The following is a 21,304-nucleotide window of genomic DNA, read 5'->3' on the forward strand; positions in this document are numbered from 1 at the left end:
TGGCAAGAGGCCCGGGTGGAAGAAGCCCGCACACGCTTCGCTCGCATCCTTAACGGGCAATCGGATGCAATCCCGGTTCTGCTGGCGGCACGAACCGGGCTGTGCTTAACTTTCTCCAGTTTTGTGGAGGGAGAGCACACGCATGGACCGCCGTTACAAGTCCTTGCTGGCCGGCAGCATTCTGGCGCTGACCGTTGCCTGTGCCAGCACACCCGATTCCACGCCCGGCCAGGAAGATGGGACCGGAGGAAACTGGCTGCAAACGGCCTGGCACTGGATGTTTCCGCCGGACGCGCCTCCGCCGCCTCCACCACCCCCGCCTCCACCTCCTCCTCCTCCGCCGCCTCCGCCTCCGCCTCCGCCACCTGCGGTGACGGAAACAGTGGCAGGCTTCCCGCCCGGGGAGCTCTTCGGCGTCATGCAATCGACAGGCGTCGATCCGTACGAGCCCGCCAATCGCGAGGTGATGCGGGCTTTTCTGATCGCACACGGCGTGCCGACGGACGAAACAGACGACGTGTTTCGCTATTTCGGCATGGCCCCTGTCGCGCCGCCGGCCCCCACGGCCTCGGTCGGGAGCAGCGCATCCGGGGACAGGTCCGGCGCCTTCGAAGAGTATGACAAACAGCGCTTTCCGGAGGCCGAAGAAGAGTATGCCGAGGCACCCGGCCCGAGCGATCGGGAAGTCCTCGCCGACTTTCTGCGCAGCGCCGGCGTGGACGTGTCAGACGACATGTCCGTGCAGGAGCTTGAAGATCTGGTCTATTCGGCAATGGATATGGCTCCGGCCGCCGCCGCCGGGCCCAGCAACTATTCCCATTGCCAGGCCGAACTGGAAGATCCGGACACGATCAGCCTGATCTGCGAAATGTTCGACGAAATCGGCGTGAACAGCGAGCTGAAAACCGCCAGCATTCCGGTGGGCGATGACCTCACCGCCACGCTCCAGCGGATCGCCGTGCAGGTTGCCGGTGGCCGGGACCGCCTTGAAGTCGGCATGCCGAAGGCCCGCCTGTGCGTCTGGAACATGAACGAGGTGGCGACGGAGGATAACTATCTCTATTTCGGAGACTGCAGCATCTGGGAAGAACCGCTCAGCAAACTGGTCGAAGCGGGCGCCGGGAATTTCAATTCCGGTCGCGTGGCCCATCAGGCGCCAAATGAAATGGTGGTCGACCAGGCCTATTTCCTGGAAATCGCCATCCAGCCGCTGACCCAGAATATTTCCGTGGAAGCCGCCGACACGATGCTGACCAGCACGCTGGGCACCGGCCTCGCGCCCGGCAGCACGGAAACGCCGTTCGCCATCGAGTTCGATACGGTGAAAGCCTCGAAGATCATGTCGGCCACGCTGGAAGGCGATGATGAGTTCGATATCCGCGCCATGACGCCGAGGGAGCAGGCCGTCCTGCCGGACGCACCGACTGTCTGGAAATGGCGGGTCGTGCCCAAGGAAGACGGGTATGGCGCCTTGCAGTACAATCTTTCCCAGAGCCTGGAAGTGGACGGAGAACGGTTTGAACGCTCCGTGAAAACGACCTGGCAGGATGTCGATATCACGACCATCGACGACCTGCTGGCAGACGATACGCCCGCCGCCCCGCGCGGTGCGTCCACCATGGCCAGCACGCTGGTCGCACCGGCCGCCAATGGAAGCGCGAGTGGAAGCGCGGAAGTCTCCACGCCCCCGGCCGGCGCCGGGTGCACCTTTACGACCGGAAGCAATCCGGACCGTTTCGCCATGGTCCTGTCGAACCTCGCCTACTCTCCGCCGATCAGCCGTCTGGCGGTCACCCATGAAGATGGCGACCGGATCACCCAAGCGCTGATCGAGACCGGCTTCAGCATCCAGCGTTGCCGGGACACCAGCCGCAGCCAGACGCTGAGCGCCCTGCGCGAAGTGGGCCGCAAATCCCTCGCCCGCAAACAGGCCGGGGCCCATCCGGCCACCTTCTTCTATTACTCCGGACACGGCGTGAATGTTGACGGGACGAACTATGTCCTGCCCGTCGACCTGCCGGGGGCCAGCACAGCGGAAATCGAGGACGGGGCCGTCAGCTTCGAACAGATTTTCAACATCGTCTCGACGACTGTGGCGTCGACCAGCTTCATCGTATTCGATGCCTGCCGCACCGTGATGGACGATGAGAGCCGCGGCATGCTGCGCAGCTACCGGCCGGTCACCTGGTCGACGGGTGTGTTCCAGGCCTATGCGACCGAGCCCGGCAAGACAGCTGCCGATGACGGGGCCTATTCAGAGGAACTGGCCCGGCGCATTCCCGCGGCCGGCTTGCCAGCGAACGTCTTGTTCAAGCGCGTGCAGGACGCCGTCGCCCGCCGCACCAATGAACAGCAGCACCCCAACTATATCGACCTGACGACCGGCGGGGACTTCTACTTCCAGCCTGAATAAGAGTGACCGGCATAAAGAAACCGCCTGCTCCCCCTACGGCGCAGGCGGTTTCCGCTGTCAGTCCCAGCCCCCTGGGCGCAGCGATCAGTAACGCAGCGGCGACTCTTCCTTCGCCGGCTCTTCCGGTGCGGGCACCGGATCGGGCGTGCCCTTGATCAGCGTGTCTTCCGGCGTCACGCCGGAGCTGGCTGCCGCGCAGCAGCGGACCTGCATCTCCAGCACCTTGCTGTTGAAGCGGCATTGCTGGTCGTTGATTTCGCGCATGATCGACATGCCACCGGCGCGATAGGTGTAGCGCGTCTGGGTACAGCTGGTCAGCGTGAAGCCCGGACGGCAGGTGCCGATGGCGGAATTCTGGATTGTGCGGGTTTCGCAGACGACATCGTCAGTCTTGTTGGCCGCTTCTTCGGCCCGCGCCATTGCGGCGGCGGCGAGTTCCTTCGCCTCGGCAGCAGCCGTTGCGGCCCCGTCGGCGACATTGCGCGCCGCGGACAGGCGCATGTCGGTATCAGCCAAAGCCACGGATTGCCCGTCGATTTCGACCTTCAGCTTGCAGACGCCTTCGTCCTGATGGTCCGGTGTGGCGCAGTATTGCGCAACCGTCTGTTCCTTCGGAATACCCTGGCAGGCAGCCACACCAGCTGCGAGCGCCACGGCGGCGAAAAGTCCTGTTTTAGCCATTCGAGGCCTCCGTACTGTCAAGCCCGGGCGGACTTTGGGCTTTTGACAGCGACTGGGTCAACCTCACTCGCGGATAAGGCGAGTCTCAGGCCTTGAGTTTGTAACCCGAACGGAACAGCCACCAGACCCCCAGAACGGAGATCGCCGACAGGATTCCGGTATAGGTTACGCCAAGCCAGACAGAGGAGTTGGCAACCCCCAGAAACCCATAACGGAACCCGTCGATCATGTAGAAGAACGGGTCCATATGGGCCAGGAACTGGAACGGCGGTGTCATCACCTTGATGTCGTAGAAGGTGCCCGACAGGAATGACAGCGGAACGATCACGAAATTGGTCACGGCGGAAAGATGGTCGAACTTGTCGGCCCAGATGCCTCCAATGGCGCCCAGACCGCCCAGAACGATGGCGGATGTCATGCTGAACCAGAGGATTGCCCAGACATGCGCCACGGACAGGCTCGCCAGTCCGCTGAGCTGGATACCGATGCCGGAAATGATTGCCACCAGCAGGCCCCGCACGATCGATCCACCCAGAAAGCCGGCGGTCAGCTCAAGCGGTGACAGCGGCGGCATCAGGAAATCGACATAAGTGGAATTGAACTTTGCCTGCACCAGGCTGGAACTCGTATTCTGGAAGGCGTTCTGCAGGATCGCCATCACGATCAGGCCCGGCGCCAGAAAATCGTTGTAATTCAGACCCTCAAAGTCACCGGTGAGGTTGCCCCGGTCCCCGAACGCCAGCTTGAATACGGTCATGAACAGGAGCGTGGTGACCACAGGTGCCAGGATGGTTTGCATCCACACCTTCATAAATCTGCCCACTTCCCGTTTGAAAAGCGTCCACAGGCCCAGCCCGTTGACTGCCCCGTACTGGCGGACATTGCGGCTGGCGGAAACGGAAAGGGCCGGTGCGGGCGCCGGTGCGGCGGAGGAATCGGTCGAAGTCATGGCGACGTATGTAGGCGCATTTCGGTTCCGGTGCGAGGGCCGATATACGGAGTTTTTCTGAACTCAGCCTTTCAGGCCGGCGGAAAAGCATCGGCGGAAAGAATTCCACAGGCGGCGTGTTTTTAACCACAATATGTAGAAAGCCTGTGGAAAGGCTGCCCCGCATGTTGTGTTTCGTTTCGCCATGGATACGATATATAGGTGCTGAGCGGGGTGGCGCGTAATTGCCATCTCAACATATAGGGGCTGACGGACCTGGGTGTCAGGTCTGTACCAAGCAGGAAGGTGAATACATGTCCTGGACTGACGAACGCGTGAGTGCGCTGAAGAAACTCTGGGCTGAGGGCCACTCGGCCTCTCAGATCGCAAAGCAACTTGGCGGCGTGACCCGCAATGCCGTCATCGGCAAGGTTCACCGTCTGGGCCTGTCGGGCCGCGCGACACCGTCCCGGCCAGTGAAGCGCCCGCCGCGCCTGGCCCGTCCGAAGCCCCGCGTGTTGCCGGACGGTTCGGTGAAGGTGCCATCGCCGCAGGTGCCGGAGCGGCCCGCGGAAGCCCCGCGTACCGTGATCGAGCGCCAGGAGCCGCTGGCCCCGCTGCCGCCGCTGGCCATGGATGACGGCGAACCGGCAACGATCCTCACGCTTCGGGATTCCATGTGCAAATGGCCGATCGGCGACCCGGCCGATCCGAAATTTGCCTTCTGCGGCCGCAAGGCTGACTGCGGCCCGTATTGCGCCGAGCACGCGAAAGTCGCTTTCCAGCCCGCCCGCAAGCGGGACTCCAAGCGGGGCGAGTATGATTACGTCCGCCGCATCGCCGGCTGATCAGCCCCGGCCGCGACGGTGAACGGAGAAGCCCCCGGATGATTTCCGGGGGCTTTTTTCATGCTGTGTCACCTTCTTGCGAGACTGCGGCCCCGGAACTAGTTTGCCTCTATGCTGGACTTCAATGCCGCCTCTTTCCTGGAAGAACTGGGCCTGCGCGCAACACGCCCGCGGCAGGCGATCGCGCGCATCCTGTTCGCAGACGGGCAGAACCGGCACGTCACAGCGGAATGGCTGGCAGAAGAAGTGAGCCAGCAGGGCGAGCCGGTCGCACTGGCAACGATTTACAACACATTGCACAGCCTCGCCGACGCGGGCGCGTTGCGCATGGTCCGCGGCACCGGCCAGGACAATATCGTGTTCGACACATATACGCGGCCGCATCACCACTTCCTGGACGAGCGGACCGGCGAACTCACCGACATCCCGGATGGGCAATTGACGCTCGGATCGCTGCCGGTCGCGCCCGACGGTCGAACCATTGCCGGCTATGATATCGTCATCCGGATTCGCTGATCCTGCTGATTTTCAGCGACCCGCAATTCCACTTTTGCGCTTCAGGAATGAACAAGTGATCAGTCCGCTCAAACGTGCTATGCTTGTCAGGTTCGAAAGCCTCAAAATTGTTGCACAAACAACAGGCACAATATGATGATAGTTTCAGGTATGTTTTACTTGCGGAATTCTACGTGTAGTATCTGATTCTCGGTTGAAACATGGTTCGGGGGAACCTTCTTTGCTGGCTGATCTGATATCGGGCGAACTGCCGTATTTGCGCCGATACGCCCGCGCACTCCTTGGCACGAGGAGCGCTGGCGACGCAGCGGTCGAGACGATGCTCGAGACAAAGATGCTGGTCATGCTGGGCCAGGGAAAAACCGTTGCCCAACGCAAGGACCTGTTCCGCGCGCTGGACGAAACGATCATGGAAGAGTTGTCGGACGGCAAGCTCAACCAGGAAGTCGCCAAGATCCTGCGCAGCATGACAACGGATGAACGCCGCGCCGTCATGCTGACCGCGGTCGAAGGCTTCAGCATCTTCGAAACGGCCGAAATCCTGAGTACGTCGACGAGTTTCGTCGAAGAAGCCCTGACCAATGCGGAGACATCCCTGCAATCGGCCCTGTCCACGACGGTGCTGGTGATCGAGGATGAAATCCTGATTGCCGAAATGCTGGCCGGTATCGTACTGGAAGCGGGGCATTCCATACTGGGCATTGCCACTACGCACCGTCAGGCCGTGGAACTCGCGGCGTCCGGCGAATTTGGCCTGATCCTGGCGGACATTGCCTTGGCTGACGGCTCGTCCGGGGCTGAAGCGGTTCGGGAAATCCAGGCCAGCCTGCCGCGGCCCGTGCCGGTGATTTTCATCACGGCCTTCCCGAAGCGCCTGCTGAGCGGGGAAACCTCCGAACCCGCCTTCCTGATCCCGAAGCCTTTCCTGCCCCGCCAGGTGCGCGCCATGGTCGAACAGGCCGTCATGGCGGCCTATCTGGAAGAACCGCACTAGAGACGCCCGGCGGGCCTCGCCTTCCCCGGCAAAGACCGCTAAGCCCGCATGATGGCTGGCCCTGCTGACAACACTCCAGACAATATCTACGCCGCGCCGGCCCGATGGGTGGCGAGCGGCGCGGGCGCGCAGGGAAATCTGTTCCTGACCGGGCGGGCCGGCACCGGTAAGACCACGATGCTGCGCAAATTCCTCGCCCAGGCCGGCGACAGTGCCATCGTGCTGGCGCCGACGGGCGTCGCTGCCATGAATGCGGGCGGCCAGACGATCCACTCCTTCTTCAAATTCCCGCCCCGCCTGATCGAACCGACCGATATCAAGCGCCTGCGCTCCACCCGGCTGGTCAAGGCAATCGACACGATGATCATCGACGAGATCTCGATGGTCCGGTCCGACATGCTGGATGCAATCGACAAGTCGTTGAAGCTGAACCGCGCCTCAAAGCGGCCGTTTGGCGGCGTGCGGATGATCCTGTCCGGAGACCTGCACCAGCTGCCGCCCGTCGTCTCGAACCAGGAAGCGCCGATCCTGCGGGAACGCCATGGCGGGCAGTACTTCTTCAATTGCGCCGCGTTCCGCGAAGCCGAGTTTGCCCTGCTGGCATTGAAGCATGTGTTCCGTCAGGAAGACCCCCGCTTCCTGGCCCTGCTCGGCGCGCTCCGGACCGGCCGTGTCACGCCAGCAGATGAAGCGATCCTGCAAAGCGTCGTCTCGAACCGGTCGGCAGCCGATGCGTCCGAAACCCATGTCGTCCTGACGCCCAATAATGCGAATGCTTTCCGCATCAACCAGGCGCGGCTGGAAGGTCTGCCCGGAAAACCCCATCCCTTCTTTGCAGACGTCCAGGGGCAGTTCGACGAGAAAGCCTTTCCGACCGAGGCCGAACTGGAACTGAAAGAAGGCGCGCGGGTCATGCTGATCCGCAACGATCCGGAAGGCCGCTGGGTCAACGGATCGCTGGCCGTTGTGGCCGGCTTCACAAGCAAGAGCGTGATCGTCGAGATCGACGGACACGCCTATGAAATCGAGCCGGCTGCCTGGGAAAAATACCGCTACGAACTCGACCCTGAAACCAAGAAGGTGAAGCGCGAAGTCGTCGGCACCTTCAAACAGGTGCCGCTGAGGCTCGCCTATGCCGTCACCATTCACAAGGCGCAGGGCCTGACGCTCGACAAGGTCTATATCGATTTCGACCATGGCATGTTCGCGCACGGACAGACCTATGTCGCCTTTTCCCGCGCCCGTACGCTTGAGGGCCTTGAAATCAGCCGCCCGCTACGCCCGCGCGACCTTGTGTTCGACCGGGAGGCGTTCGCCTTCGGGAAACTTGAGACGATTGAGGACACCGACGCCTACCTTCTGGCGAAGTTCGCCCGCGACGACACGGTTCTCATCTGATAATTGGCCTGAAAACCGCTCAGGCAAACACTTCGCCATAGCCCGCAGACAGAGCCGCTGGCGCGCGCTGGCGCACCATGGTGCCGGACATCATGTCATGAATGCAGCGACGGTCTTTCCGGAACAGGCCCATGACATAACCGGCACAGAACGGCACCATATTGGCGATGAAACGCCCAAGCGTGTTTCGCATGATGACGCCGCCAAGACCCGGCTTTCCACCGTCCCGGTCCGTCACGACAGCGCCGACCAGCATCTTGCCAAGGGTCGCCTGCAGGCGCGAGGCCTCCATCGCGATGTTGTAGGCGCTTTCAAGACATCCCCAGAGAAGCGCATAGCCGAACAGGGCGACACCGGCTGCATTCTCTTGCGCGCTGTCCATCGGGGCCTCGATATAAACAGACAGCTGCCGCCCGATGTCGTCATGAAACATCAGGAAGAGCAGTCCCCAGACGAGCAGTTCATCCACGATACGGGCGATCACGCGGCGGCCCCAGACGGGCTTGCCGCCGGCCGTGCTGCTGCCTGTGGAGGGAAGCGGAAGACCGCCCCCGGACGGCGCGCGTTCGCCCGTCGTCTCGCGTTCGCGCTGAAGAAAGGCTTCGGCCTTTGCGGACAAAGCCTGCGATTGCGCGGGCCGCGTCGTGCGCCGGCTGGCAGCGCCTGAAGTCTTCTTTCCGAAAACCGGTTTCTGCGTGGTCATGAGATCCCCTTCACTCCTGAGTTGATTGAATCACAATCCTCTGGAGATTTTTCGAAAAGGGGCGTTCAATTTGTTCCAGTCCCGTTAAGAACCGCGATCATCTCAGAGCCCGTCGAACTTCCGGCGCAGGTCGCGGTCCGGATCGAGGACAGCGCGTTCCAGAACCTCGACCCGGTCACGCAATCGGGAGAGCTCCTCCTCCTTCCGGCTGGACGCTTTCGGGCGCTCCGGCCTGCGGATCAGCGTGGCGAGGATCAGCAACAGAAGAAAGATCACAAAGGGGTATAGCAAGGGCATTGTCTTATCTCCTGTTCAATGGGCGGGGCGGCGGGTCTGGCTCATGCCAGGATGGGCTCAGGCGAGCCGGGAAATCTCCTCGCTGAGATGCTTGTCACTGTCGGTGACGATTTTTTCGAGGACGCGGACGCGCTCCTTCAGGCGGGCGACTTCCTGAGTCATACGATCGAACTCAGCATCGGAAGCCCGGTCATTGGCCCGCATTTGCTTGAAACGCATGTGGTCGCGCCAGGCCTTCGTACCGAAAACAATCGCCACGATGACGACAACCATCTGAAACGGATCCATAAACCCCGTCCTCCTTCATATCGACAAACGATATATGGTGATCCCTGAACACCTGTTCAAGGAAAATCGCATGAAATCGGGAAAACGGGAAGGATCGGCCGGGAACTAGCGCCCGGTGGAGCCGAAGCCCCCTGCCCCGCGCGCGGTCTCGTCGAGGCTGTCGACGGCCTGCCAGGCAAGACGTGTGACCGGCGCCAGCACCAGCTGGGCAATGCGCTCGCCGCGCTGGATGGTGAAGGCCTCCTGGCCGAGATTGACGAGGATCACCTTGATCTCACCACGGTAATCGCTGTCGATCGTACCTGGGGTGTTGAGGCAGGTCAGGCCATGTTTGGCGGCGAGACCCGAGCGTGGACGCACCTGAATCTCGTAGCCCTGCGGGATCGCGACGCTGAGGCCGGTCGGCACCATCGCCCGCGCGCCGGGGGCCAGCACCATCGGCTCACCCTCAGGCACAGCCGCGCGCACATCCATCCCGGCGGACCCGTCGGTTTCATAGGCAGGCAGCTGAAGCCCTTCGAAATGCGGGAGCGGCAGAACCGCAACATTAACCTCGTTCATGCCCGCACCGGTGCGGGAGTCGGAGGGCCAAGTCAAGCAGGCAGAGGCGGCCTATTCTGCCGCGAGTTTCACATCGTCATCCGAGCCGCCCAACGCTTCGGCGATCTTCTGCGCGAGGCGGCGGGCGACGTCGGTCTTGCCCATGCGGGGCCAGCGGTCGATGCCTCCCTGGGTGACGAGCGCGATCTCGTTTTCGGTGCCACCCATGACATCGCCGGAGACGTCATTGGCGACGATCCAGTCGCAGCCCTTGCGCTTCAGCTTGGCGGTCGCGTGCTCTTCGACATCATTGGTCTCGGCGGCAAAACCGATGACGAGTCCCGGCCGGTTCTTGCGCTTGTTCGAAACGGTGCGGAGGATGTCCGGGTTCTCGGCAAGTTCCATGGACGGCGTCGCGCTGCCGGCCCCCTTGATCTTCAGCTTCTTCGTCGCGGCGCGCGCCGGGCGCCAGTCGGCCACGGCGGCAACGGAGACGAATACGTCAGCCGGCAAGGCGTCTTCGACGGCTTTCAGCATCTGGCGGGCGGTCTCGACCTTTACGAGGTCCACGCCGCGCGGCGCCTCCAGCGCAACCGGCCCGGAGACCAGCGTCACCCGCGCGCCTTCAGCAGCGAGCGCCCCGGCGATGGCATAGCCCTGACGGCCGGAAGAATGGTTCGAAAGGAAGCGCACCGGGTCCAGCGGCTCCCGCGTCGGGCCGGCGGTCACGATGCAGTGCGTGCCTTCAAGGGCGCCCTTTCCCTTCCCTGAAGACTGGCCCTGCCCGTCCAGCTGGCGTTCGATCTCGGCGACAATGGCCGGCACCTGCGGCAGGCGGCCGGGGCCGAACTCGCCGCACGCCATCGCGCCTTCGTCCGGCTCCATGACGGTGACGCCGTCGGAACGCAGCTGGGCCACGTTCCGTTCCGTCGCCGCGTGCTGCCACATGCGCACATTCATGGCGGGCACCATCAGGACCGGTGTGTCGGTGGCCAGAAGCGTGGTGGAGGCAAGGTCGTTCGCATGGCCATGCACGGCCTTGGCCATCAGGTCCGCGGTTGCCGGGCAGACGACGACCAGGTCGGCAGAGCGCGACAGCTGGATGTGCCCCATCTCGGCTTCGTCATCGAGATCGAAGAGTTCGGTGAACACCTTCTCGCCCGACAGGGCCGAGACAGACAGCGGCGTCACAAATTGCGAGCCGCCTGAAGTCAGGATGCAACGGCAGGCAATGCCGCGCCGCCCAAGCTCGCGGATCAGCTCAAGGCTCTTATAGGCGGCGATGCCGCCGCCAATGATCAGCAGGATACGTTTATCGCTCATGGGTCCCGGGTTGTCTTTCCGGGTCTTTCTTAACCCAAAATCCTTGCGTGACCGCCATGAAATTCGCGTGAAAACACAGTGCGCGTTAAGGATTTATCCGAATCGTCGGCGGGCGTACCGGCGTTTCCTCGTGCCGCTCGGCCAGGTCGATGCCGTAGGCAGTGTAGGTCGCACGCGGGCTCGCCCCGATGCGGATCAGCTTCATCTGGCTGCGCCGGCCGCCGGATGTTTTCGCTGTTTCCAATTTGCGTACACCCGGCCGGACCATGGAGACACGGCTGCCACGGAAGACCCGTACGCCGGACGTTCGAGCCAGTCCAGTCACCGCGCGGACATCGACCACCACCATGGAACTGCCACGGTTTCCGCCTTGCGGCGCGCCGCGCAGCGTCGGCTCGGCACGAGGCGAGGCGACGGGCTTGGGCGGTGTTTTGCGGATCTTCGCCAGCTGCGCTTCCGCTTCCGGCGTACGCTTGCCGGACCCGGCAATCTGCGCCGCCACGGGCGACGCCAGCAAGACGCCAAGCAGGGCTGAGGCAATAAAGCCTTTCATGGCAGGTCCTTTCCTCGGGAGCTGCTGCCACTCTAGGGCGATGCTTAAGGCGCGTTAACACTTTACTCCATTAAGGAGAGTTCACCCGCGCCGGGTCGTCATATTCGCGAGAAATTCGCTTGCTGGCAGCACCGGCCTGAAAGCCGCCCGGAATGGCCAGTCTATTTGAAGGCCCAGACGGCCAGACCGGCCAGCGCAACGGCAAGTCCGAACCAGCCCCACCAGGGCGCGAACGGCTTTTTCGGCGGCGGCGGCGCCTCCTCCAGCTCATGCTCCATGAAGGCTTCAAACCGGTCCATGACCTCCGGCAGGCGTTTCAGCCGGTTCGTCACCTCACGGATGTTGTCCGAGACCAGCTTCGCGGCGCCCTGTGGGCCGAAACTGCGCCGGATCCAGCTTTCCACGACAGGTTCAGACGCGTTCCAGATATTGTGCGCCGGGTCGATGGCGCGCGCGACGCCCTCTACCTGCACCATCGTCTTCTGCAGCAGAACAAGTTCCGGGCGCAGCGCCATGCCGAATGTGTGGGTGTAATCGAACAGCTGCAACAACACCCGACCCATCGAGACTTCCTCGGCCGGCTTGCCATGGATCGGCTCGCCAATCGTACGCAGCGCCTGCGCAAACTCTCCGACCGATTGCGACGCAGGCACATAACCTGCCTCGAAATGCACTTCGGCAACGCGGACATAATCGCGCTTCAGGAAGCCCCACAGGATCTCGGCCAGGAAACGCCGCTCGGTCATGCCGATCCGGCCGATAATGCCGAAATCGACAAGACCGATCTTTCCTTCCGGCGTCAGGATGAGATTGCCTTCGTGCATGTCGGCATGGAAGACGCCATGTTCGATGGCATTGGTCAGGAAGCCGCGGGTGATGTCATTGGCGAGGGCCTTGCGGTCAATGCCCGGCTGGTCCAGCGCCGTGGGGTCGGTCAGCGGTTTGCCGTCGACCCAATCGATTGTCAGTACACGGCGGCCGGTCCGGTCCCAGTCCACCTTCGGGACCTGGAAATAGCCGTTCTTTTCGCTGAGCGCACGCATCTCGTCCGCGCCGCCCGCTTCGAGGCGCAGATCGGTCTCGCGCATCATGGCCGTCGCGATGGTCTCGGTGAAGGCAACCGGCTTCAGGCGGCGGCTTTCCACCGACATGCCTTCGATCGTCCGCGCAGCCCGCTTCATGGCGGACAGCTCTTTCGACAGCTGTTCCTCGATTTTCGGACGCAGGATCTTCACGGCACGCGGCCCGTCCGGCAGGTCCATCCGGTGCACCTGCGCCAGCGAGGCGGCGGCCACAGGTTCGGAGAGATCGGCAAACAGACGGTCCACTTCCGCCGCGCCGAACTCGGCGGTGAGGGCGGCCCGGGCCGCCTTCATGGAGAATGGCGGCAGCTTGTCCTTGAGATGATCCAGATCGGAGGTGACCTCCGTGCCAAACACGTCCGGCCGCGTGGCGAGGAATTGGCCCAGCTTGATGTAAGCTGGCCCCAATCCTTCCAGCGCGCGCGCCAGGCGCTGACCCGGTCGGCCGCGGGCCCCGCCGGTGAACAGGCGCAGCGTGCCGCCCGCAATCCGCGCAGCCAGCGGCAGGCGGGACTGATAGTCCGCCGGCAGGATGACGTCATGCCGTGCGAGCGCGATACCGGCCCGCATCAAGCGCCTGTAGTCTCCGATCAGCCCCAAGCTGCACTCCTCAATTCACTGGAACCGGACATACCCGCAGTGCGTTGATAAATCACGAAACAATCTGAAAGGAGGTTCGCATGTCCAGGACCACTGGTTCGCATGGCAACAAGTGGCTTTATTTCATTGCAGGCGCGTTGATCGCCGGCCCGATCGGCTTTGGTCTTTACCACTTCGTTGGAGAACCCGGCGCGGACACCGGCGCCGATGTCGAAATTTCGGTGAGCGAAAACGGCATCCGCATCGACGAAAACTGAGCGGGACGTCATCAGACGGCCCAGCCGAAGTGCAGGGCTGCAATCCCGCCGGAAAAATTCGTGACGGAGACGTTGGAGAATCCCGCTTCTTCGATCTCGGCACGGAAGGTTTCCTGATCTGGAAACTTGCGGATTGATTCCACGAGATACTGGTAGCTTTCCTTGTCGCCCGCGACGAGGCTGCCCAGCTGCGGGATGACATTGAAACTGTAGGTGTCGTAGGCCGCCTGAAGGGCGGGCGCTGTCATGTGGCTGAACTCCAGCACAGCAAGCCGGCCGCCCGGCTTCAGCACGCGGCGAAACTCTTTCAGGCCTGCCACACGGTCAGCAAAATTGCGGATGCCGAAAGACACGGTGACGACGTCGAAACTGTTGTCGGCCCAGGGCAGGTTCTGGCCATCCGCGCAGACCCAGTCCAGCCGGCCTTCCCATTTCGCATTGTCTGCGCGTGCCTTGCCCGCTTCCAGCATCGCATCATTGATGTCGGACACAATGGCCGTCGCCGGCTTGTCGATGCCGCGCCGCTTGCCGGCCTTGTCGGCCAGTTCCAGGAAGGCCCGCGCCAGTTCCCCCGTTCCGCCGGCGACATCGAGATGGCGTTCACCCGGCTGCGGGTTCACGCGGTTCATCGCATCATGTTTCCACAGGCGATGCACGCCAGCGGACATGAGATCGTTCATCAAATCATAGCGCGACGCGACCGAGCGGAAGACGCCCTTCACGCGCGCCACCTTCTCGCTCTCGGTCACCTCTTCGAAACCGAAGGATACCTTGCGCTCTGTTTCAGGCTCTGCAGACATGCGCGCCACCATAGTTACCCCGTACGCCCTAGGCTATATGCCATAACCATGCCTGAATTACCCGAAGTCGAGACAGTTCGCCGCGGCCTCGCCCCTGTCATGGAGGGGCGCACGATTGTGTCGCTGACGCAGAACCGCGCCGACCTGCGCTTCCCCTTCCCCGAACGCTTCGCCGAGCGGGTCTCGGGGCAGAAAGTGGTGCGCCTCGGACGGCGGGCAAAATTCCTGACCGTGGAGCTGTCATCCGGCGAGGTGCTGGTGATGCATCTCGGCATGACCGGGCGCTTCACCGTGCAGGGTCATGCCACCGCCCGCTACAAGCATGAAACAGGCACGGATCCGGTCCATGATCATGTCATTATGGTCCTGGATAGTCATGACATCGTCACCTACAACGACCCCCGCCGGTTCGGCTTCATGGAGCTGTGGCCTGCCGAGCAATTCCAGTCATATCCACGGTTAATGGCCATGGGGCCGGAGCCGCTGAGCAACCATTTCTCCGCCGCATACCTGGACACCGCCCTCAAGGGAAAAAAGGCCCCGATCAAGGCCGCCCTGCTCGACCAGTCAGTGATCGCAGGCCTCGGGAACATCTATGTCTGCGAGGCCCTGTGGCGGGCGAAAATTTCGCCGAAACGCCTGTCGCAGAGCGTTCCCGGCCAGCGCGCCGCCCGGCTCGCCCCGGCCATCAATGACGTGATCGCCGAAGCCATCGAGGCCGGCGGTTCGTCGATTTCGGACTTTGCCAGCGCCAGCGGGGAACTCGGCTATTTCCAGCACCGGTTTGCGGTCTACGACCGTGAGGGCCAGCCCTGCCCGGCTTGCGGCACCACAATCAAACGCCTCGTCCAGTCCGGCCGGTCGACTTTCTACTGCTCCGCCTGCCAGCGCTGATTGTCACAGGTTTAGCGGGCCTGAAGAGTGAGTTCCCTTTACAAACTCACTTTCATCGGCGAGCGTTCACAAAACACTGGAGGAGGCACGAGAGATGGCCAATGGAGCCGCACTGATCATTGGCGCAGGCGACGCGACCGGCGGGGCGATTGCCAGAGCCTTCGCCCGCGACGGCCTCACAGCCTGCGTCACGCGCCGCCCGCGCAACCTGTCCGATCTCGATGCGCTGGTCGGATCGATTGAGGCAGACGGCGGCACGGCGCGCGCTTTCGGCGTCGATGCCCGCAGCGAAGAGGAAACCATCGCGCTGTTCGATCAGGTGGAAGCAGAGGTTGGCCCGATCGAAGCCTGCGTCTTCAATATCGGTGCGAACGTCCGTTTCCCGATCACCGACACCACCAGCCGCGTGTACCAGAAGGTCTGGGAGATGGCGGCGTTTGCAGGCTTTCTCGCTGGTCGCGAAGCGGCGCGTGTGATGAGCCCGCGCGGACGCGGCACGATCATTTTCACCGGCGCCACAGCGGCCATACGGGGCGGCGCAGGCTTCTCGGCCTTTGCTGGTGCCAAGCATTCTCTGCGGGCGCTGGCGCAATCGATGGCGCGGGAGCTTGGCCCAAAGGGTATCCATGTCGCCCATGTCGTGATCGACGGGGCGATCGATTCCGCCTTCATCCGGGAGACCTTTCCCGATGCCGCCGAGCGGCGAGACCGTGATGGGCTTCTGATCCCGGACGAGATTGCAAAGAACTATGTCTGGCTGCACCAGCAGCACCGCTCAGCCTGGACACACGAACTGGACCTCAGGCCCTGGTGTGAAACCTGGTGAGCCCTAAGCGCCCAGAGCTGGCGCCGAAACAGCGCCTTTGGGGTTCATCACCAGCTGTTTGACAAACTCGACATGGCTGCGCAGCCGGTAGAGGTCGTCCGTATAGGACAATGGCACGTCCACCGCGCCGATTTCTTCCTGAAGGTCTTCCAGATCCTTCACGATACGCGACCGCTCGTCCGGCGTTGGCGAGGCCCGGCCACGCGCCTCCAGCTCCCGGATGTCCTTGTACCAGACATAGATTTTCCGCCGCACGCGCCAGCGATAGATCGGCGGGGCGGCGCGCACCAGCGGGAAAAGAAGCGTGAGCAACGGGATCGCGAGTACCCAGGCCCGGTCCAGAAAGTTTGCAACATCGAACGAAAAATACCGCCGCAGAAAGGACGGACCGTTCCGGTAATACCGCCGTGCCTGGCCGGAGATCGGAAGATCCGTTGCGTCCGGGTCCGGCCAGCTGCCGGCGGCCGACAGCAAGGACCCGTCCCCGTGAATGGCCATCGCGGAGTCGATCAGCAGCGCCTCGATTGCCGGATGAACATCCTGCCGGATGGCGAGCTGGGCCACCGGGGCAACCAGGGGGACATCCGAAGACGGAATATCGGCGCCGATATCGACCACGCCGCGCAACAGCGTGACCGCGGACAGGGCGTCCTGCCGCCTTGCCAGGGCTGGTGCGCGCTCAAACGGCAGCAAGTCCACGGCCGGGTCACGAAGCATGTCCTGCACATAGGGCGCCTCCACCGACGCCGCGAAGGCCACGGCGTCGACCGTACCGGCCCGCAGCGCATCGGCCGCCTCGCTGCCTGACAGGGTCATCTGGGCGCTGGCCGGCCAGGTGCCGCCGAACTCCGATTGCAGAGAGAGCGCAAGAGATCGCGTGCCTGACCCATCGGGCCCGATGGCAAAGCGATACCCCCGCAAATCCCCGAACGCGTTGATGCCGTTGCCTGCGCGGACGAACACCCAGAAAGGCTCCGGAAACAGGCCGCCAAGTGAATGCAGAACCTCACGGTCCTGCCTGGAAGCCAGACCGCCCTGAACCAGTGCGACGTCCACGTCCCCATCGTCGAGCAAACGCAGGTTTTCGATGGACCCTGCCGTATCGACCAGGTCGACCTCCACTCCCTGCGCCTGCAGCAGACGCTGATACCGTTCCGCATAGGCGTGATAGGCCCCGCCCTGCGCCCCGGCTGCGAAACGAATGTGCTTCGGCGGGGCCGGGTCCATCAGCATCAGGGCGGCGATCAGGCCAATCGCGGCAACCGCGATCAGCGGCCAGTACACTTTGAGGAAATCCCGCCAACCTGACACTGCTTCGTCTCCCGCACCGGCTTTATGTCCGGTTCTGGTCTAGGCCGGGAACCGGGCCGGATCAACAAGATGAACGAGGTGTCATCGCTGGCCCGGAAATTGCCTTATTCAAGCCGCGCATGGAACCCATTCCGTTTGGAAAGTGTTCATCAAGTACGCACGCCCCCATATCGGGCTCAACAGAGAAACCGGCCAGAAGGATGCCACCGATGAACGCCCAATCCGCCCTCTCAAGATGGGTAACGCTCGCCACATTCGCAGCGTTTGCGGGCCTTCTGTTCGTGATGGCCTTCGCCCCGGCCCCTTCCCTCTACGCAGGCTGAGGCAGCCTGCCGGTCCAGGCCGTTCAGGCCTTGTGATACGGCGTGCCCGCCAGGATCGACATCGCCCGGTAAACCTGTTCGGCCAACATGGCCCTCACGAACCGGTGCGGCCAGGTTTGCGGACCGAAGGCCAATGTATCGGAAGCGGCCTTGCGCACGGCCTCTCCGTATCCTTCGGCGCCTCCGATCAGGAAAACGAGGTCCGGCACGCCCTGATCCCGCCAGCTGGCGAGTTTGCCGGCAAAATCCGACGAGCCCATGGCCGGGCCGAATTCATCGAGGCGCAACACGCGGGCGCCGGAAGGAATCTTGTCGAGAATACGCCCGGCTTCAGCATCCAGTCCGCCGCCACTGGCGACTTCGACTTCCTCGATGCCCCGGAAGCCCAGCCCGCGTGCCACAGGCCGGGCACGCTTGAGATACTCGTCGACGAGTTCGCGTTCCGGGCCGGACTTCATCTTGCCGACCACCAGGAAAATCAGGCGCATGCCGCCTATTGGGCCTTGCTGCGCATATGGGCAGAATCAGGCGCCCAGATCTTTTCCAGATTGTAGAACTCCCGGACTTCGGGCCGGAACAGGTGGACGATGACATCCCCTGTATCGATCAGGACCCAGTCCGCATTCGGCATGCCTTCTACGCTCGCCGGGCGACCGGTGAGCTTCTTCGCTTCCTGGGAAATGTGATCGGCAAGGGCAGCCACGTGGCGTCCGGAACGGCCAGACGCAATGATCATGAAATCGGCAAGCGAGGATTTGCCCTGAAGGTCGATGAAGAGAAGGTCTTCAGCTTTGTCGTCTTCAAGGGACTTTGCGAGAGACTCGGCCACGACGCGGATATCTTCAACGGTGGCCTGCTTTGCGGCCTGGAGCCGCGGAGCGCTGGAAGTCAGGGTTTTCGTTCCTTCTGGTTGCTGATCCCTCGCATAATACCATGCTGGACGCTTCACAACCAGAAGAAACCCGTATTGTCTGCCACCGGTGCACCTGCTGCAGCCGCCGTGCTGCAAAAGAGCACCCTGCCAGAATTTCGCCCCAACCCGCGTTTAAAAGCCGCTACCCTTGTCCGACTGCCTTCCGGAGTTGCCCATGAAGCCCCCCTTTTCCGCTCTCGTCCTGTCCATGACCCTGCTTTTGCCGCTCGGCGGCTGTGTCGTTGCAGCAGTTGGCACAGCGGGCGCGATCGGCATCACTGCGGCGCAGGACAAGACGATGGGCCAGGCGCTGGATGACGCGAACGTCTCCAATCAGATCAAGGCGAAACTCCTCTCCGAAAATTCGGAAAAATATGCGGAAGTCGACGTGGAAGTCGCCAATGGCCTCGTTCTGCTGAGCGGCCGTGTCAATTTCCCCGAAGACCGGGTGCGCGCAGAAGGCATCGCCTGGAGCGCCGCCCTGACAAAGGATGTGGCGAACGAGATCAAGATCGAACCGCCGGGCGGCTTCATCGCCAATATCTCCGATGAGGTCATCACCGGCCGCGTCCGGGCCCGGCTGATCGGCTCCAAAACCGTCAAAAGCCTGAATTTCAATATCGAGACCTATGACGGCATCGTCTATCTCATGGGCACGGCCCGCACCGCGAAGGAGCTGAAAAAAGCTGCCGAGGAAGCCAGTGTCGTGGCCGGGGTTAAGCAGGTCGTTTCCTATGTCCGCCTGCTCGAACCGGAAGTCCGCGCCCCCGAACCGGAACTACAGGGCCAGCCGACCTCTTACCAAAACGTCCCCGATACCTCATATGGGTCTGACGCCGAGCTGATCGGCGCAAGTTACTGACGGGACGCCCTGCCCGCGTTCCTGCAACCGGGAGCGCCCCATGAGTCTTCGCGTCGCGATCCAGATGGATCCGCTTGAGCACGTCAACATCGATGGTGACACCACATTTGCCCTGGCCGAAACGGCGCAGGCCCGCGGCATGGAAATTTTCGTCTATGGCCCGCAGGACATGAGCCTGGAAGGCACGCGCGTCACGGCGCGGGTGCGCCCGGCCAAGGTCCAGAGGGTTCCCGGCGCGCCCGGCGTGTTCGGCGAAGCGGTCACACTGGATTTGGCAAAGGACATCGATGTCGTGCTGATGCGGCAGGACCCGCCATTCGATCTTTCCTACATCACGGCCTGCCACATGCTGGAACTGATCAGCGGCGAGACGCTCGTGCTGAACGATCCGGAGGGTGTGCGTTCGAGCCCCGAGAAAATCCTGCCGCTCATGTTCCCGGACCTCATGCCCCCCACGCTGGTCAGCCGCGACTCCGCCGCCATCGAGGATTTCCGTGACCGCTACAAGGACATCATCGTCAAGCCGATCTACGGCCATGGCGGGGCCGGTGTGTTCCGGCTGAAGCAGGACGACTCCAATCTCGACTCGCTGCTTGAGCTGTTTTTCTCGAATTCCCGGGAACCCGTCATGGTGCAGGCTTTCCTGCCGGCGGTCAGCGAAGGCGACAAACGAATCATGCTGGTGGACGGCAAGGCCGTTGGCGCGCTGAACCGGCGTCCGAAATCCGGTCAGGTACGCTCGAATCTTGTGGTCGGCGGAACGGCGGAAAAGTCGGATCTCAGCGAGGCAGACAAACGTATCTGCGACGCGATCGGCCCGGAACTGCGGCAGCGCGGACTGGTCCTGACCGGCATCGACGTCATCGGCGGGCGCCTGACTGAAATCAATGTCACCTCACCGACCGGGGTTCAGGCGATCAAGAAACTCAGCGGCATTGATATCCCTGCCATTTTCTGGGACTCTGTGCAGGAGAGACTTGCAGGCCGCTAGTCTCAGGGACAAGATCAGAGACATGAACATGAAACTTATGACCGTCCTCGCCGTTGCCTCAGCTGCCTTCGCGGGCGCTGCCTGTTCAGAGTCGACGACAAAGGCCTCGCCTGAAACCGCTGACCAGGTTGCGGTCCAGGAGCCTTCCGGCACGCTGAACCTCTCCCTTCCCGGCTCGATCAACGAACCGTCGGCTTCCGGTGGCACGCTGAACCTGAATCTGGGGGGCGCGTCCGACCAGCCGCGGCTCATTGGGTCCGACCAGCTTGGCTCCGTAGACTTCAACAGCGACGTTCCCGGTCCCGTGCTGACGGGCGACGCTGCGCAACCGGCCGCGAGCAACGAGGATGACGACATCATCCGCCTCGATCCGAACTGACCGGAACGACGACACATCGAAACATGATGACCGGATGATGCCGCAGGTGCCCGCCTGCGGCTTTCCATTTCTGGTACCGACTTCTCTCTTGAGTCTCACTAAAATGCACGCCTAGGTTGCCGTCGGCCTGATGATTGCATACCGTTTCAGGAGCGGAATCCGGGAACAGGAAGTCAGACATGTCCAATTTGGCCAATTCCAATGGTCACGAAACGCGAAAGCCAACCGATGCAGATCGGTTCGTGGGCCAGAAAGTGCGGCAGGCCAGGCGGGAACTGGGTCTGACGCAGGAAGCGCTTTCCTCGCTGTTGGGGGTCACCTTCCAGCAGATCCAGAAATACGAAGCCGGCCAGAGCCGCCTCTCGGCTGGCCGGCTGAGGGAGATCGCGATCGCACTCAACAAGCCGATCGACTATTTCTATGAGCCCTTCGTCATTGAGCTGCCGGTCTCCCAGAAAGCGGAACGGGACCTGAAAATCATGGGCCTGCGCCAGGACGGCAAGCGGCTGATCGACCGGATCGAAGACGACCGGTCCCTGCGCACAGCGATCCATATTCTCGAAGCGCTGGAGAAATCGCACTAG

General features: G+C 62.6%; 25 protein-coding genes. 12 read left to right on the forward strand and 13 right to left on the reverse strand.

Annotation, left to right across the window (positions count from 1 at the left end; all coding sequences use genetic code 11):
• The first annotated feature begins 142 nt into the window (after nt 1-142).
• Complete coding sequence (locus HAD_RS02265) at nt 143-2,413, forward strand: caspase family protein (RefSeq protein WP_035569189.1); 2,271 nt, start codon at nt 143-145, stop codon at nt 2,411-2,413.
• Between the two features lie 84 nt (nt 2,414-2,497).
• Here the strand turns inward: HAD_RS02265 and HAD_RS02270 are convergent, their stop codons facing one another.
• Nucleotides 2,498-3,094: a hypothetical protein gene (locus tag HAD_RS02270; protein ID WP_035569190.1), complete on the reverse strand. Its 597-nt coding sequence runs from the start codon at nt 3,092-3,094 to the stop codon at nt 2,498-2,500.
• An 85-nt stretch (nt 3,095-3,179) separates the two neighbouring features.
• On the reverse strand, nt 3,180-4,043 hold the full coding sequence (locus HAD_RS02275; protein WP_035569191.1) for an ABC transporter permease: 864 nt from the start codon (nt 4,041-4,043) through the stop codon (nt 3,180-3,182).
• 293 nt (nt 4,044-4,336) lie between these two features.
• Between HAD_RS02275 and HAD_RS02280 the strand changes: the two genes are divergently transcribed.
• The 4 genes from HAD_RS02280 to HAD_RS02295 all read left to right on the forward strand — a co-directional run bounded on the left by HAD_RS02280 (nt 4,337) and on the right by HAD_RS02295 (nt 7,778).
• A complete protein-coding gene (locus tag HAD_RS02280; RefSeq protein ID WP_035569192.1) occupies nt 4,337-4,870 on the forward strand; it encodes a GcrA family cell cycle regulator in 534 nt (177 codons plus the stop codon).
• Between the two features lie 111 nt (nt 4,871-4,981).
• Nucleotides 4,982-5,386: a Fur family transcriptional regulator gene (locus HAD_RS02285; RefSeq protein WP_035569193.1), complete on the forward strand. Its 405-nt coding sequence runs from the start codon at nt 4,982-4,984 to the stop codon at nt 5,384-5,386.
• Between the two features lie 220 nt (nt 5,387-5,606).
• Nucleotides 5,607-6,380, forward strand: a complete 774-nt coding sequence (locus HAD_RS02290; protein WP_035571482.1) for a PhyR family response regulator anti-anti-sigma factor — start codon at nt 5,607-5,609, stop codon at nt 6,378-6,380.
• Between the two features lie 48 nt (nt 6,381-6,428).
• The gene (locus HAD_RS02295; protein WP_035569194.1) at nt 6,429-7,778 is read left to right on the forward strand and encodes an ATP-dependent DNA helicase; all 1,350 of its coding nucleotides are present in this window, start codon (nt 6,429-6,431) and stop codon (nt 7,776-7,778) included.
• A gap of 19 nt (nt 7,779-7,797) precedes the next feature.
• Here HAD_RS02295 and HAD_RS17725 read toward each other — a convergent pair whose 3' ends face one another.
• From HAD_RS17725 to ubiB, 7 genes are all read right to left on the reverse strand, one after another.
• Entirely contained in the window at nt 7,798-8,481 is a 684-nt protein-coding gene (locus tag HAD_RS17725; RefSeq protein ID WP_051595862.1) for an RDD family protein, read from the reverse strand.
• A gap of 102 nt (nt 8,482-8,583) precedes the next feature.
• Nucleotides 8,584-8,778: a hypothetical protein gene (locus HAD_RS02305; RefSeq protein ID WP_035569195.1), complete on the reverse strand. Its 195-nt coding sequence runs from the start codon at nt 8,776-8,778 to the stop codon at nt 8,584-8,586.
• 57 nt (nt 8,779-8,835) lie between these two features.
• A complete protein-coding gene (locus HAD_RS02310) occupies nt 8,836-9,066 on the reverse strand; it encodes a hypothetical protein (RefSeq protein ID WP_035569196.1) in 231 nt (76 codons plus the stop codon).
• A gap of 105 nt (nt 9,067-9,171) precedes the next feature.
• Nucleotides 9,172-9,627: a dUTP diphosphatase gene (gene dut, locus HAD_RS02315; protein WP_035569197.1), complete on the reverse strand. Its 456-nt coding sequence runs from the start codon at nt 9,625-9,627 to the stop codon at nt 9,172-9,174.
• A gap of 51 nt (nt 9,628-9,678) precedes the next feature.
• Nucleotides 9,679-10,929, reverse strand: coding sequence for a bifunctional phosphopantothenoylcysteine decarboxylase/phosphopantothenate--cysteine ligase CoaBC (gene coaBC / locus HAD_RS02320; protein ID WP_035569198.1), 1,251 nt, complete (start codon nt 10,927-10,929; stop codon nt 9,679-9,681).
• Nucleotides 10,930-11,014: 85 nt separating this feature from the next.
• Entirely contained in the window at nt 11,015-11,482 is a 468-nt protein-coding gene (locus tag HAD_RS02325) for a hypothetical protein (RefSeq protein ID WP_035569200.1), read from the reverse strand.
• A gap of 161 nt (nt 11,483-11,643) precedes the next feature.
• Entirely contained in the window at nt 11,644-13,164 is a 1,521-nt protein-coding gene (ubiB, locus tag HAD_RS02330) for a 2-polyprenylphenol 6-hydroxylase (protein ID WP_051595863.1), read from the reverse strand.
• Between the two features lie 80 nt (nt 13,165-13,244).
• Between ubiB and HAD_RS18510 the strand changes: the two genes are divergently transcribed.
• Entirely contained in the window at nt 13,245-13,421 is a 177-nt protein-coding gene (locus HAD_RS18510) for a hypothetical protein (protein WP_156942133.1), read from the forward strand.
• A gap of 11 nt (nt 13,422-13,432) precedes the next feature.
• Here HAD_RS18510 and ubiE read toward each other — a convergent pair whose 3' ends face one another.
• Nucleotides 13,433-14,221: a bifunctional demethylmenaquinone methyltransferase/2-methoxy-6-polyprenyl-1,4-benzoquinol methylase UbiE gene (gene ubiE / locus HAD_RS02335; RefSeq protein WP_035571485.1), complete on the reverse strand. Its 789-nt coding sequence runs from the start codon at nt 14,219-14,221 to the stop codon at nt 13,433-13,435.
• 48 nt (nt 14,222-14,269) lie between these two features.
• Here ubiE and mutM point away from each other — a divergent pair, with 48 nt between their 5' ends.
• Together mutM and HAD_RS02345 are read left to right on the forward strand one after the other, a co-directional pair.
• Nucleotides 14,270-15,115: a bifunctional DNA-formamidopyrimidine glycosylase/DNA-(apurinic or apyrimidinic site) lyase gene (gene mutM / locus HAD_RS02340; RefSeq protein WP_035569201.1), complete on the forward strand. Its 846-nt coding sequence runs from the start codon at nt 14,270-14,272 to the stop codon at nt 15,113-15,115.
• Between the two features lie 94 nt (nt 15,116-15,209).
• A complete protein-coding gene (locus tag HAD_RS02345) occupies nt 15,210-15,941 on the forward strand; it encodes an SDR family oxidoreductase (RefSeq protein ID WP_035569203.1) in 732 nt (243 codons plus the stop codon).
• Between the two features lie 3 nt (nt 15,942-15,944).
• Here HAD_RS02345 and HAD_RS02350 read toward each other — a convergent pair whose 3' ends face one another.
• The 3 genes from HAD_RS02350 to rsfS all read right to left on the reverse strand — a co-directional run bounded on the left by HAD_RS02350 (nt 15,945) and on the right by rsfS (nt 18,413).
• Nucleotides 15,945-17,252 carry a TAXI family TRAP transporter solute-binding subunit gene (locus HAD_RS02350; RefSeq protein WP_035569204.1) on the reverse strand — a complete coding sequence of 436 codons (1,308 nt, stop codon included), beginning with the start codon at nt 17,250-17,252 and terminating at the stop codon, nt 15,945-15,947.
• Between the two features lie 346 nt (nt 17,253-17,598).
• A complete protein-coding gene (locus tag HAD_RS02355) occupies nt 17,599-18,063 on the reverse strand; it encodes a 23S rRNA (pseudouridine(1915)-N(3))-methyltransferase RlmH (protein WP_035569205.1) in 465 nt (154 codons plus the stop codon).
• A gap of 5 nt (nt 18,064-18,068) precedes the next feature.
• On the reverse strand, nt 18,069-18,413 hold the full coding sequence (gene rsfS, locus HAD_RS02360; RefSeq protein WP_206741271.1) for a ribosome silencing factor: 345 nt from the start codon (nt 18,411-18,413) through the stop codon (nt 18,069-18,071).
• Nucleotides 18,414-18,663: 250 nt separating this feature from the next.
• Here rsfS and HAD_RS02365 point away from each other — a divergent pair, with 250 nt between their 5' ends.
• From HAD_RS02365 to HAD_RS02380, 4 genes are all read left to right on the forward strand, one after another.
• Entirely contained in the window at nt 18,664-19,350 is a 687-nt protein-coding gene (locus HAD_RS02365) for a BON domain-containing protein (RefSeq protein WP_035569206.1), read from the forward strand.
• Nucleotides 19,351-19,390: 40 nt separating this feature from the next.
• Nucleotides 19,391-20,341, forward strand: coding sequence for a glutathione synthase (gene gshB / locus HAD_RS02370; protein WP_035569208.1), 951 nt, complete (start codon nt 19,391-19,393; stop codon nt 20,339-20,341).
• Nucleotides 20,342-20,369: 28 nt separating this feature from the next.
• A complete protein-coding gene (locus HAD_RS02375) occupies nt 20,370-20,720 on the forward strand; it encodes a hypothetical protein (protein ID WP_156942134.1) in 351 nt (116 codons plus the stop codon).
• A gap of 179 nt (nt 20,721-20,899) precedes the next feature.
• A complete protein-coding gene (locus HAD_RS02380; protein ID WP_051595864.1) occupies nt 20,900-21,304 on the forward strand; it encodes a helix-turn-helix domain-containing protein in 405 nt (134 codons plus the stop codon).

Origin of the sequence: Hyphomonas adhaerens MHS-3, from assembly GCF_000685235.1 — a bacterium.
In the GTDB taxonomy this organism is placed as follows: Bacteria; Pseudomonadota; Alphaproteobacteria; order Caulobacterales; family Hyphomonadaceae; genus Hyphomonas; species Hyphomonas adhaerens.